The 13,230-nt window shown below is 55.2% G+C and carries 13 protein-coding genes and 1 pseudogene; 6 read left to right on the forward strand and 8 right to left on the reverse strand.

Going from position 1 to position 13,230, the window contains the following annotated elements; all coding sequences use genetic code 11:
• Positions 1-14 precede the first annotated feature (14 nt).
• From CPH80_RS23315 to CPH80_RS07840, 4 genes and pseudogenes are all read left to right on the forward strand, one after another.
• Positions 15-137: pseudogene (locus tag CPH80_RS23315) on the forward strand (arsenate reductase (glutaredoxin)); the annotation flags it as partial.
• A 45-nt stretch (positions 138-182) separates the two neighbouring features.
• Positions 183-788 (forward strand): NAD(P)H:quinone oxidoreductase, encoded by a 606-nt coding sequence (wrbA, locus tag CPH80_RS07830; protein WP_096281485.1) that lies wholly within the window; start codon positions 183-185, stop codon positions 786-788.
• A 52-nt stretch (positions 789-840) separates the two neighbouring features.
• Entirely contained in the window at positions 841-1,200 is a 360-nt protein-coding gene (locus tag CPH80_RS07835) for a DUF2069 domain-containing protein (RefSeq protein ID WP_096276687.1), read from the forward strand.
• A gap of 29 nt (positions 1,201-1,229) precedes the next feature.
• On the forward strand, positions 1,230-3,044 hold the full coding sequence (locus tag CPH80_RS07840; RefSeq protein ID WP_096276689.1) for a GspE/PulE family protein: 1,815 nt from the start codon (positions 1,230-1,232) through the stop codon (positions 3,042-3,044).
• Positions 3,045-3,062: 18 nt separating this feature from the next.
• Here CPH80_RS07840 and CPH80_RS07845 read toward each other — a convergent pair whose 3' ends face one another.
• The 8 genes from CPH80_RS07845 to smrA are packed head-to-tail and all read right to left on the reverse strand — an operon-like array spanning position 3,063 to position 10,399.
• Positions 3,063-4,118: a DUF3080 domain-containing protein gene (locus CPH80_RS07845; protein ID WP_096276690.1), complete on the reverse strand. Its 1,056-nt coding sequence runs from the start codon at positions 4,116-4,118 to the stop codon at positions 3,063-3,065.
• A 30-nt stretch (positions 4,119-4,148) separates the two neighbouring features.
• Entirely contained in the window at positions 4,149-4,838 is a 690-nt protein-coding gene (mtnC, locus tag CPH80_RS07850; RefSeq protein ID WP_096276692.1) for an acireductone synthase, read from the reverse strand.
• Positions 4,835-5,395 (reverse strand): 1,2-dihydroxy-3-keto-5-methylthiopentene dioxygenase, encoded by a 561-nt coding sequence (locus CPH80_RS07855; RefSeq protein ID WP_096276694.1) that lies wholly within the window; start codon positions 5,393-5,395, stop codon positions 4,835-4,837. Before CPH80_RS07855 ends, mtnC begins: the two co-directional genes overlap by 4 nt.
• Positions 5,392-6,018 (reverse strand): methylthioribulose 1-phosphate dehydratase, encoded by a 627-nt coding sequence (locus CPH80_RS07860; protein WP_096276696.1) that lies wholly within the window; start codon positions 6,016-6,018, stop codon positions 5,392-5,394. Before CPH80_RS07860 ends, CPH80_RS07855 begins: the two co-directional genes overlap by 4 nt.
• 3 nt (positions 6,019-6,021) lie before the next feature.
• Positions 6,022-7,050: an XdhC family protein gene (locus tag CPH80_RS07865; protein ID WP_096276698.1), complete on the reverse strand. Its 1,029-nt coding sequence runs from the start codon at positions 7,048-7,050 to the stop codon at positions 6,022-6,024.
• Complete coding sequence (locus CPH80_RS07870) at positions 7,043-9,262, reverse strand: xanthine dehydrogenase family protein molybdopterin-binding subunit (RefSeq protein WP_096276700.1); 2,220 nt, start codon at positions 9,260-9,262, stop codon at positions 7,043-7,045. Before CPH80_RS07870 ends, CPH80_RS07865 begins: the two co-directional genes overlap by 8 nt.
• Before the next feature lies 1 nt (position 9,263).
• Positions 9,264-9,758, reverse strand: coding sequence for a (2Fe-2S)-binding protein (locus tag CPH80_RS07875; RefSeq protein ID WP_096276702.1), 495 nt, complete (start codon positions 9,756-9,758; stop codon positions 9,264-9,266).
• A gap of 59 nt (positions 9,759-9,817) precedes the next feature.
• Positions 9,818-10,399: a DNA endonuclease SmrA gene (smrA, locus tag CPH80_RS07880; RefSeq protein ID WP_096276704.1), complete on the reverse strand. Its 582-nt coding sequence runs from the start codon at positions 10,397-10,399 to the stop codon at positions 9,818-9,820.
• 169 nt (positions 10,400-10,568) lie between these two features.
• On the opposite strand from smrA, the gene CPH80_RS07885 reads away from it, so the two are divergent.
• Both CPH80_RS07885 and CPH80_RS07890 read left to right on the forward strand, forming a co-directional pair.
• Positions 10,569-12,485, forward strand: a complete 1,917-nt coding sequence (locus CPH80_RS07885) for a putative nucleotidyltransferase substrate binding domain-containing protein (RefSeq protein ID WP_096276706.1) — start codon at positions 10,569-10,571, stop codon at positions 12,483-12,485.
• Between the two features lie 17 nt (positions 12,486-12,502).
• Complete coding sequence (locus CPH80_RS07890) at positions 12,503-13,210, forward strand: PolC-type DNA polymerase III (protein ID WP_096276708.1); 708 nt, start codon at positions 12,503-12,505, stop codon at positions 13,208-13,210.
• The last annotated feature ends 20 nt before the right edge of the window (positions 13,211-13,230 follow it).

Genomic DNA, 13,230 nt, shown 5'->3' on the forward strand with positions numbered 1-13,230 from the left:
AAACAGGCACGAACATGACAGAACCTATCCGGATTTTCCACAACCCCTGCTGTTCAAAATTCCGCCAGGCTCTTGAACTGCTCACAGAACAGGGTATCGAACCAGAGATAATACGCTACCTGGAAACACCACCAACACAGTAGGAACTTTAATTGTACGACCGCCAACTGAAGGAAGCCAAAATGCCCGAGCATCGGCCCTATGTTCTGATTTTATATTACAGCCGCAACGGCCAGACCGCAGAACTGGCAAATCAAATCGCCCGGGGTGTCGCAAGGGTGGCCGGCATTGAAGCAAAACTGCGCTCCGTTCCTACGGTATCTCCAGATACAGAAGCCTCGCTACCACAGGTCCCCGATACGGGTGCGCCCTACGCCAGCAAGTCCGACCTGGCCAACTGCGCCGGCTTGGCCATTGGCAGCCCAACCCGGTTTGGCAATATGGCAGCACCTCTTAAGCACTTTCTGGACACCACCGGTGATCTTTGGTTGAGCGGCGCACTGGTCGGTAAACCGGCAGGCGCGTTTACCTCAACGGGGAGCCTGCACGGAGGCCAGGAGACTACACTGCTGACCATGATGGTGCCGCTGCTTCATCACGGCATGGTATTGTGCGGTTTGCCATACACAGACCAAAACCTGAGTGAGACGACGACCGGGGGCACGCCTTACGGCCCCTCACACTGGGCGGGAACCGCTGAGCAGCAGCCGTTGAGCAAACATGAAAAAGCCCTTTGCCAGTCCTTTGGAGAGCGCCTAGCAAAGCTGGCGCTTAAATTGGCAGACTGACACAAATACCACGGCGCAACGTAAAACCTCCTACTTATTTTGGAACCTGACCATGCTTCACAACCCCAAAGCCCGACACACCGCCCGGGCAACCCAGTTTCTCTATCTAGCAGTACTGGTAACCCTGGTAATCACAACCTTTTACCCTGCACCGGTTGAAGGGGTTTCCATCGTGTTGATGCTATCGGTCAAGCTCATCCCCCTGCTGGCGCTTGTTATGCTTGTGTTCCGTGGCGACAATCGCGGTTATATCTGGCTGGCCTTCGTGGTGATCTTTTACTTCACTCAAGCGGTCGTTTCCGCCTGGCTGAGCGAGGGTGCACCCGGCCCAGTCATTCTCGTGACACTTACCTTCGCGTTGTTCACCATGGCGATGGTTCATCTAAAGGTGAACCGGCCGGTTACAGGCTGACATGCTCCAATACCGGAAAGTGAGATTCTATGCCCAATCCCACTAACACAAAGCATTCATCGCGACCGCCTGCGCCGCCACGGAGCACACTGACTCTGCGGGACATTTGTACGGCATTGGTCAGTGATGGCGAAATCAACCAACGCAACGCAGAACGGGTGCTCTCTGCCAACCTCGGGGCGGCCAGCAACCAAGCCGCAAAGCGCCATCCATTGGAGTTGGTGGCCATTGCCGCTCTCAGCAGTGAAAACACCGGCAAAACACTGGATCTCGACCGGCTGACACAATGGCTGGCGCGCTGGGCAGACCAGTCCTATTACCATATCGATCCCTTGAAAATAGATACACCGGCGATTGCCCGGGTCATGTCCTACGCGTTTGCCCAACGCCACGGCATTTTAGCTGTAGAAATTGGCCAGGAAGAAATTCTGGTAGCCAGTGCCGAACCCTTCAAAAGTGACTGGGAAGGCAATTTGCGCCAGGCCGTGGGTAGGGATATCCGCCGGGTCGTGGCTAATCCTGAGGATATCCGCCGCTACACGGTCGAGTTCTATCAGCTCGCCAGCTCGGTCAGTAAAGCCAGCGGCGGTCAGGCTCCGGGTAACAGCGCAGGCCACCAGAACCTGGAGCAGCTACTAGATTTGGGCGCCAGTGACAGCCCAGATGCCAACGATCAGCATGTCGTGCGCATTGTTGACTGGTTGCTGCAGTACGCCTTTGATCAGCGCGCATCGGATATTCACATTGAGCCACGGCGTACGCTAACCCACATTCGCTTTCGGATTGATGGCGTGTTGCATAACGTCTATGAATTTCCCGAGCATGTGGGCATGGCCGTTACCAGCCGGCTCAAGATTCTGGGGCGGTTGAACGTTGCAGAAAAGCGCAAGCCCCAGGATGGCCGCCTGAAAACCCGCAAACCCGACAACAGCGAAGTGGAGCTGCGCCTAGCCACCATGCCCACGGCATTCGGGGAGAAAATGGTGATGCGGATTTTTGACCCAGACGTGCTCTTGAAATCCTACGAGCAGCTCGGGTTCAGCCGCGAAGACCGCGAGCGCTGGCAAGAAGCAACCTCAAGGCCCCACGGAATTGTGCTGGTAACCGGCCCCACGGGCTCTGGCAAAACCACCACCCTGTATTCCACGCTGAAACAAATCGCGTCTGCCGAGCTGAATGTCTGCACCATCGAAGACCCCATCGAAATGGTTGAACCGGCGTTTAATCAAATGCAGGTTCAGACCAATATTGATCTGACCTTCGGGGCGGGCGTCCGGGCACTGCTGAGACAGGACCCGGACATTATTATGATTGGTGAAATCCGCGACTTGGAAACTGCCGAGATGGCGGTGCAAGCTGCACTGACGGGGCACCTTGTGCTCTCCACACTGCACACCAACGATGCACCCAGTGCCCTAACCCGGATGATGGAGCTGGGCATTCCGCCCTATCTAATTCGCGCAACCGTGCTGGGTGTTATGGCCCAACGCCTGGTTCGCACGCTGTGCCCACACTGCAAAATACCCGCTCCCGTCGACATCGAGGCCTGGCAGACTCTGACCAAACCTTGGAAAGCACCGCCGCCTAAACAGTTCCATCAACCGGTAGGCTGCTTAGAATGTCGCAATACCGGCTATATGGGCCGAGCGGGAGTTTACGAGATTATGACGCTTTCAAGCGCACTAACGAGCCAGATCACAGACCAATGCGATCTGGAACAACTGCGCCGGGACGCCTATAAAGAAGGCATGAAATCTCTGCGGTTAAGCGGTGCTCAAAAAGTGGCCAACGGCCTGACCACCGTTGAGGAAATTCTCAGGGTAACGCCCGAAAGCCAACGCTAGCAGAAGGGCAACCTACGCCTATACTCCAGGCCTTAGCCCGCACTGCTCAAGAAGTGTTTGCCAGCTTGTGGTGTGGGCGGTTACGGCTTTATCCAGGTTCGCCCAAATGCTTTTGTTTCCCTTCAGCGCCAACGTTGACTCATACCATCCTTGGAAGTGCGCCGGCATCACATCAACCTGCATCGCCGCCAATTCAGATAACGGCTCTATTAGATCCGTGCGAGCTCGTCGCAGGTCAGCGAGGTAAGGCTGGATTTTTCCGATATAGATGCTGAAGAACATGCCGTGAACAATGTCAGCTTGGTTATTGGGTTTGCCGTTCAAGCACAGCGGGCGGTTGTCTAGGCGCTGGCGAATAAGATGTGTCGCATCCCCGAGGCGGGCCGTGACGAGATGAGCGCTATTGATCAGCTGGCCTGCTCGGTATTCCGCCTGCCAGCGCTGATGCACCTGACCCAAAAAGTCTAAATCCACATCGAGATCTTGCTCTAAAAGCGCTGTCACTGCTTTGTTTAACTGGCGCGCGTTCCGGGCAAGATCCGAGAGCGGGTCTGTAGCCTCTACGGGATACTCACCTTTGGCGAGTGTGAACAGCGTTTCGACTTCCTCCACGCCCCAGGTTGCGTTCCAGATGGCGATAGGCAAAAATTCACGCTTGCTGATGATGGCCTGCTTTAAAACATCTTGAAGCCCTTCCTCATCTACAGTAATCAAGCAATCGCCGGCAGTGCGGATAAAACGAACTTCGTAGCGCAGGCGATTACCGGGCTGCATCACCTTGCCCATCACAGAGTTTTTCTCTCCAACCACGTATTGCAGTTCACAGCGGTAGAGTGACAAGAAGTCCAGCATGCCCAACTCCAGCTCAGGCATTGGTAACACTCGGTTGCGGCGCCTCGGCATTTGCTCGGATGCTGGAATGTCCGAAAACTCTGGTTCCACATCCAGAACTCGGCCAACCCGCTCCACGTATTCGTCCATCATCGGACGGGCATCCGAGAACGGATTACATCCCGCCAGCAAACACGCCACCACAGCCGAGACAAACAGTTTGCCAGTTCGAGCTCCTGTCATGCTCACCTCCAGCCGCTGGTCAATAAAACGTTATCGTCTTTTCAGCAGGCCATCCACCTCGGCAAAGTCTCTTGCGACAAACCGCCCTGTCTTCGGCAAATCTCCGTCGCGAACTAGCCAAGCTGTTTTCATACCAGCAGTTTCAGCGGCTTCCAGCTCAGCTTCAACATCTGAGAGGAACAGTATCGTCTCGGCTTCTACACCAAGCTCCTTGAGAATATTTCTGTAGGCTTCCGGCTCTTTCTTGCCACCAATTCGGGTGTCGAAGTACCCGGAGAAAAACGACGTGAAATCACCCGCCGTGGTAAAGCCGAAAATCAGTTTTTGGGCTTTAACCGAGCCCGACGAATAAACGTACAAACGCAGCCCTCGGTCGTGCCAGTTTTGTAGATATTGTGCGGCATCCTCGTAGATATGGCCTTTAAGCTCGCCTTGCTGATACCCCTGTTCCCAGACCATACCCTGAAGCGCTTTGAGCGGCGTCGCTTTGCGGTCTTCGCGAATCCATCCTTGGAGCGTTTTAATCAGCGCCTCGATATCTTTTCGATTCGCTCCGGATTCATCTGCCACTAGATCAAGCTGCTCTGAAACGTCAGGGGAGGCCTGCTGCTCGCGGATAAACGCCGGCAGGTGCTCCGCCGCGTAGGGAAACAGTACGTCGTGCACAAAGGATATTGAGCTGGTTGTACCCTCAATATCCGTAAGAATCACCCGGATCATACGGCGGTTCCTCCCAATGCCTCAAACCGTGGTAAGCGCACGGCGATATCCTCGCCGGTAAAATCTGCAACCCAGCCTTCGGTGTTGGTAAACAGGCGAATACAAGTAAACTCAGGCTCAGGGCCCATATCAAACCAGTGTTGTGTGCCTTCAGGCACGCTGATTAGATCGTTTTTCTGGCACTGAACCGCAAAGACCTGATCACCAAGATGCAGATAGAATATGCCCTGCCCGCGCACAAAAAAGCGTACCTCGTCTTCGCTATGAGTGTGCTCATCCAGAAACTTCTGCCGGAAGGCGTCTTTCTGGGGATTGTCCGGATTGAGGCTAACCACATCGGCGGTCTGAAAACCGCTTTCAGCCTTCAACTTCGAGATCTCACTACTATAGGCTTCCAGAATCTTTTCCTGAGTCGCATCGGCCGGCAAATCCTGCGTTGGCCAGCGCTCAAAGCGGATACCCTTATCTTTCAGTAGCTGACCGATTTCTGCGGGGTTATCCGTTACCGTCAGAGCCGTTTCCGGGTTGTGCGCGTCAAAAATACTCAGAGTCGTCATGGGCGAACCCTCATGGTTGCAAGTTCACATTCAAACAGAAATTCAAAGGCTTCCACATGTCGCAGGCAATCCGCCATGGTTTTACCCCAAGTGTATAGCCCGTGCCCGCGGATCAGGTAGCCCGGTTGTTCCGGGTGTTCGAGAAACCACTCATGGGTCTGCCGGGCGAGTGCTTCAATATCCTGAGTGTTCTCAAACACCGGAACCGTCACGGCTGATTCATGGGTCTTCACGCCGTCGAAGGCCTTTTGCAATTCATAGCCCTCAAATTTCAGGAGTTCACCCGCAGGTACAAGCCGGCTCAAAACGGTCGCATTGACAGAATGCGTATGAAGAACGGCGCCAGCATCCGGAAATACCTGATACAGCGTCGTATGCAACAACGTCTCCGCAGAAGCGCGGCAGTCACTTTGTACCGGGCTACCCTGAAGGTCTACCACCATGACATCACCCGCACCCAACTGCCCCTTGTGGCGTCCGGACACCGTAATGGCAACGTGTTCGCTGTCGATACGAGCAGAATAGTTGCTGCTTGTGGCTGGCGACCAGCCGCGCCCATAAAGAAAACGCCCGGCATCCACAATGGATTCGGCAACAACAGCGTATCGGTTTACATCAAACACGGGCTATCTTCCCAAAGGTGAAGAGCATCGCTCGAGGGTTGTGCGCAAATGATGCCGCGCTTTGATCAGCTCAGCAACAACGGAAATGGCAATTTCTGCAGGGGTTTTGCTGGGAATATTAATACCGATCGGTGCCCGTAAGCGCCGCAGTGCCGCGTCATCAAGGCCCAGTGACGCAAGGCGCTCTCGCCGAGCCTCCGACGTACGTTTTGAGCCCATGGCACCAACGTAAAACGCCGGTGACTGCAGCGCAGCCAACAAACCCATATCATCTATTCGCGGGTCGTGAGCCAACGCCAACACACCGCACCAGGGGTCATCAAACGATTCCGTAATCAGGTCGTCTGGTAACCGCCGGTCGAGCGGCAGATGAGGGTGCCCCCAGCCCGACGCAAAAGCTTCCCGCGGTTCACAAAGAGAAACGGTAAAATCGGCGGCGGTCGCAAATTCAGCCACGTAGCGCGCCACCTCGCCTGCCCCAATCAGGAGCAGCCTACATTCTGGCTGCAGCGTATGAAGCAGCTCTTCACCGTTAAATACAACGCCCGGGCTGGCAGCGGGCACAGCGCGCTCAAGCACGGCAGCACCAGCATGCAAGCTGACCCGGCGAACCACTGGCTCCCGATCGTTTAGCGCCTCCGCCAGCTGCCTTACATGTTCAGTTGCTGTGCTGCTTTTACTTGATGTGTCGCCCAACGGCTCCACCAGTAATCGAATGCGACCGCCACAGGGCAGCTGGAAATCATCACGGTCGCTATCGGTAATGCCGTAATCGATAACAACGGGATAATCAGCACCATCTTCGGCGGTGCGGCGCAGAAGATCTTCTTCCAGACAGCCACCTGATACCGAACCACTCCATTGCCCGGAATTGCTGACCGCCAGCCAAGAACCTGCCGGCCTGGGGGACGAACCCCAAGTTTCCACGATGGTGCACAACCACACCCGCTTACCCTGATCCAGCCATGATAGAACGTCTTTGATAACCGTTGCATGGCCGCCGGCCATCAAAGCGGGCGCTGCGTCACGCATCGGCTTTCAGAGGCAAGCTGCGCTGGCGCCTGCCTGTTAAGGCAAACAACGCATTGCCCAGGGCCGGAATAACCGGGGGCACGCCAGGCTCTCCGACACCCGTTGGCGCTTCAGTGCTCTTAACAATATCCACCGTCACTTCGGGCAACTCATATTGCCGCATCAACTGGTAATCATGGAAGTTGCTTTGATTCACCTGACCATTCTCAAAGGTGATTTCACCATAAAGCGCTGCAGTCAGACCAAAGATGATCCCGCCTTCAATCTGGTCTTCCACAATGCGCGGGTTAACCACTTGGCCGCAGTCCACGGCGCAAGCCACCTTGTAAACGCGGATGGTTCCGTTCTCTACACCGGCTTCCACCACCTGCGCCACGAAAGTGCCAAAACTCTTGAACACCGCTATGCCGCGACCACGACCTTCAGCCAAAGGCCCGTCCCAACCCGCTATTCGAACGGCTCTGTCGAGAACTTCCAAGTGCCGGGGCTGGCCTGCCAGCAGCTTGCGGCGGAACTGGTAAGCGTCTTCTCCCGCTTCGTGAGCCAGCTCGTCCATAAAGGTCTCTACAGCAAAACCGTTGTGGGAGTAGCCCACGGATCGCCAGAAGGTAACCGGGACGCCCGGGTCCGTGTGTGTATGGCGGATGTCAATATTGTCTACGTTGTAGGGGAACCCTATGGCCCCTTCGATGGCAGACATATCCTTGGGCGTTGCAATACCCTCGGCGAGCAAGCCAACTTTACCCAGCGTGTCGTACATGAACTTTGGTGCCCAGGGGTACTGCGCAGGCGCAGCGTTACGTACATACCAGTCCAACAACTGAGGGCCAACGATCTGATGATGCCAACCGGTCAGCCGATCACCCACAAGGCCGGCCGACATGCGATGCAACATGGCTGGGCGATACAAATCGTGCTGAGTGTCTTCTTCACGTGACCAGATCACCTTCACCGGTTTTTTCACCCGGTAAGCCACCGCCGCTGCTTCTTCGATGTAATCCTGGGTCAATCGACGGCCAAACCCGCCACCGAGAAACGTGGTATTGATCGTGACATCATTCGGGGAAAGATCGGTTACCCGAGCCGCAGCAATGCGGCCAAGATCCGGCGCCTGAGTTGGTGCCCAAACTTCGATGCTGTCGTTTTTGTACCACGCCGTGGCGTTCATGGGCTCTAGGGTAGAATGAGCGAGATAAGGCTGACTGTATTCAGCTTCAACTAGCTTCCCAGCCTTACTGTCCCCGGCTTCGCGGGCTGCTGATTCGTAATCGCCTTCGCTGCGCTCAGACTCTCCGCGATCCTCATCGGCAGCACGTCGGTATGAAGCAAAAACCTCGTCGGTGGAAAGCGACAAGGCATCGGTGTTATCCCACTCAACTTTCAACGCATCCTGAGCCTTGCGAGCTCGCCAGTATTTGTCGGCAACAATTGCCACTCCGCGCTCAATTTTAAACACGTCGAGAACACCTAGCATGGCGCGGACCTCACTCTCGTTGAAGTCCTTGACCCGCGCACCGTATCGGGGCGGACGGCTTACCACGCCGTAAACCATACCGGGAAGCTCAACATCAATGCCGTATACAGCTTTGCCTGTGGATTTGGCTCGCGCATCCAGTCGACCATTCTGCTTACCGATGTACTTCCATTCACTGGGCGGTTTCAGTGCGACGTCACCGCGTAGCACTTCTTTGGAGGCCAGCTCTACCAGCTGACCATAGCGCATAGAATCGAGGCCATTGGGGTGAATCACCCGGCCCTGCCGCGCTGAACATTCGCCCGCCTCAACTTGCCAGACTCTCGCGGCCGCCATAATGAGCATCTGTCGTGCCGACGCACCCGCTGTGCGTAACGGCTCCCAGCTTGTCGCGATGCTTGTGCTGCCGCCGGTAAGCTGCAGCTTATACGCGGGGTTAAGGTATTCCGGCGCCACCGGTGCAAACCGTGGCGTGATCGCTTCAGGATCAACCTCTAACTCTTCTGCGATCAGGGTTGTTAACCCGGTGTAAGTGCCCTGCCCCATCTCAACACGAGACAACGTAAAGTGAATCTCGTCGTTATTCGTTATTTCAAGCCAGGCATCCGGTTTCCACTTGCCGGTTTCCTGCGTATAGCCAGTTGGCATTCCGGAGCAACCGGGCAGCGAAAGAGACAGCATTAAGGAGCCGGAAGTGCCGGCACTTACTTTGAGAAAATCCCGCCGGTTCATCGCCATATCAGTTTTCCTCCTGGGCAGCGGCCGCATCGTATGCCAGAGAATTTCCAGCCACCGACTCCACTGCAGCAATGATTCGCGAGTAAGTACCGCACCGGCACAGATTGCCGGTCATAGCGGCCACAATATCGTCCCGAGCGGGCGCCGGGTTAGTTGCCAAAAGATGGGCAGCGCTCATGATCTGGCCAGATTGGCAATAGCCGCACTGCGGCACACCGTGGGCCACCCACGCCTCCTGTAAAGCATGCAACTGCCCACCCTTTCCTAGGCCTTCTATGGTGGTTATTTCGCCGCCAGAAACTGATTCAACGGGTGTTGAACAGGAGCGCACGGGCTGCCCGTTCACATGCACGGTGCAGGCACCGCAAAGGCCGGCACCACAACCAAACTTGGTGCCCTTGAGCCCTAGTTCGTCACGCAGCACCCACAAAAGAGGCGTGTCTCCCTCGATATCCAGCGAGCGCTGCTCACCATTAACTATAAGGCTCAATGCCATTCCTGCTCTCTCCAACTGCTTGGCCTAGCTTTACGCGCCGGGCTCTTTAAGGCTCAGGTCTAAGGTGAACCATGCAACTCACGATTGTGTTGTTTGTCCCGGTCACCTTTACGCACCATGACATAAACCGCCCCGGTGCCGCCATGGCGCTTCTCGGCCGAGTGGAACGCCAGCACGCTCGGGAGTTCGGGCAGCCATTTAGCAAGGTGGCTTTTGAGCTGAGCTACGCCGTCTGGGTTACGCTCTCCCTTGCCGTGAAGGATTATGACCGATCGCAATCCATAACGAACGCAATCGGCGATGAATTGGAATACTTCTCGCCGCGCCAGCTCCACGGTCATCCGATGCAAATCCAGCCTTGCTTCAATGGCGTACTGCCCATGCTTGAGCTTGCGAAAAACACCATGCTGAATACCGGGGCGTTGCCAGCAGAGAATGTCGAGCGCGGTTAAGGGATCGACATTCTCGGAGGTCAGCGGGTTAGCATCTTTGAGTGGTCTCTCCACGGCAGCGCGCTGACGCTCCAAGTGGCCGGGCGTCAGTTCACGGGGCATGATTATCTCGGCGCGATTGGATTTTCGGATGCGCCGTACGTCCTTCATTGCCTCAAGAAAACTGAGGCGATCATTTTTGCTAGTCATGGCCGTACTTTCAATAACCTAATGAATGGTAGAACCTTACCACCGGGCGCGTTTCCCATAAAGAAAGCAGGAAGATTGCGCAGGTTTGCGACCAAAACCGTAGAGTAAATACACACCCCAGTGATCTACACTGTTTACTGACAACAATAACGAAGAAGCGGAGACGGCTATGGCAGCAGCAAACCAAGACAGCACACGCCCGCAGAACACCCGCGCCATTATGGGCTTCCTGCAAGCGCACGCCCCCTTCTCAAGCATGGACGAAGACCACCTCGCCCACTTTGCTGAGCATGCCACGCTGAGATTCTATGCCGACGGAGATGTGGTTCTATCGCCAGACGACGGTATCGTTAGAAAGTTTTACGTCGTTAAACAGGGACGGATCAGGGGCGAGCGCCTTAACCAGAAAGCTGACAAAACCGAAACCACGTTTGAGATCAGCCTTGGCGAGTGTTTTCCACTGGCCGCCATTATAGGTGAGCGGCCCACCCGGACACTGCACCGCGCCGCCGGAGACACGTTTTGCCTGAGCATCGAGCAAGACGCCTTCGTTACCCTGTTTTCCGAAAGCGAGTCATTCCGTGATTTCTGCCTGCGCGGTGTCAGCAGCCTGCTCGACCAAGTAAATCAGCGCATTCAGTCTGGCGCCATGGCGTCCATGGGATCCAGCATATCACTGAGCACGCCTCTTGAACGCTACGCCCTTCGCAACCCCATTGTGTGCTCGCCGGATTCGTCCGTGCGTAAAGCGGTCGCCCGCATGCATGAAAACGGTGTAGGCAGCATTGTGATCACCGACGACAGCCGACACCCAACCGGCATATTCACCCTTCGTGACCTGCGTACGATGATTGCCGAGAATGCGGGCAGTCTTGATGCCCCTGTGCACCAGTTCATGACGAAAGATCCCTGCTGCCTAACAGCACAAGCTGATGCGTTCGAAGCGGCTCTGCTGATGGCAGAACATCACTTCGCCCATCTTTGCGTGGTGGATGAAGAGAAAAAACTGATTGGTATAGTATCGGAACGGGATCTGTTCTCTCTGCAGCGAGTCGATCTGGTTAATCTAGCCCGCACCATCGGCACTGCAACGCATCTACGGACTCTGGTTAGCCTGCGCTCCGACGTATCCCGGCTAGTGGATGCCATGCTGGCCCACGGAGCTGACTCCGGCCAGGTTGTGAAAATCATTACCACGCTCAACGACGTCACCGTTCGGCGGGTTCTGGAACTGAATATCAAGAAAAATGACCCCGGCATTCCCTTCACCTGGCTCACCTTTGGCAGCGAAGGCCGGCAGGAGCAGACTCTGCTGACCGATCAGGATAACGGCATTCTGTTCAAGACCCCGGAAGGCATGACAGAGGATCAGGTACGTGAGAAGCTGCTGCCATTCGCCCGCACCGTCAACGACGAACTCGCCGAATGCGGTTTCACTCTGTGCAAGGGCAACATCATGGCCAGCAACCCCAAGCTGTGCCTGAGCGATCGAGAATGGGATGATTGGTTTATCCGTTTCATTGATGCATCCACTCCACAAAACCTCGTCTACTCATCTATCTTTCTGGATATGAGATCGGTGTTCGGCCCAACCGACTCTTTGCACCAACTCCTTGAAAGAGTACTCACAAGAATCCGCAAGAACGATCTGTTTCAGAAGATGCTTGCGGGTAACGCATTTCAGAGAAAACCGCCGCTGACTATGTTCCGCAACTTCCGTTATGTTTCTGACGGTAAAAAGCGCAGCCTAGATCTGAAACGCCAGGGCTTAGCACCTTTCGTGGAATCCGTGCGTGTGTTCGCGCTTGCCAACGGAGTGGAAAGCGCGAACACACTTGAGAGGATGGATGAGCTTGCCCAGAAAGGCGTTTTTGATGCCAAAGACGCCAATGCGTGGAAAGATGCGTATAGCCTCATTCAGGCCATCCGCATGAGGTCACATCAGGAAATGCTCGACAAGGGCGAAGAGCTCACCAACTACATAGACCCAGACGACCTGAATCCACTGGACAAGCGCATTCTCCGTGAATCGTTTCGGCAGGCTCAGCGTTTGCAACAAAAGCTCGAAATTACCTACCAACTCTAAACCCAGGCCGTCGCCCCATGTTGGAACAAATCAGACAATGGATTGAACGTCGCCGCGCAGGCCTAAACAGCAACATACCGCCCGAGAACATGCCTAATCCCAAAAGCCCGGGGGATCAGCTGCTCTCTGAGTGCCGCTTGATTGTGTTGGATCTCGAGACCACCGGCTTGCATGCAAACAAGGATGAGGTCATCGCCGTTGGCGCAGTTGCCATCACCGGTGGTGCCATCGACCTCAGCGATCAGTTCGACCTGATTTTGAGGCGTCCCGAGCTTGATATAACAAAGACAGTATTGATTCACGGAATCGGGACGGAAGCCCTCACCCAGGGCCATGAAACCGAAGATGCACTGCTTTTTCTTTTGGAATGGATGAATGGCGACCCAGTGCTTGCATACCACTCGGCATTCGATCAGAAATTTCTAGAAAAGACTCTTAAAACTGAGCTTGGATACACCAAGAACCATACCTGGATGGACGTAGCAGACCTACTACCTGCATTCTTTCCAAAGGCCCATACCAGTGGCAAGGGGCTTGATAACTGGGCCGACTTTTTTGGCCTTGAAGTCAGTGCAAGACACCACGCAGCTTCCGATGCTTTGGCAACCGCCGAACTAACGCTGATTGCACTGAACAAAGCCCACAAGGACGGCCTGAAAACCCTGAGGGAATTGCACGATAAACTGCGCTACCACCGCCGGCTAAAAAACATACACCGCATGTGATCTAACTATTTGAAACACCT

The sequence above is a fragment of the Marinobacter sp. LV10R510-11A genome, assembly GCF_900215155.1.
Classification (GTDB): Bacteria; Pseudomonadota; Gammaproteobacteria; order Pseudomonadales; family Oleiphilaceae; genus Marinobacter.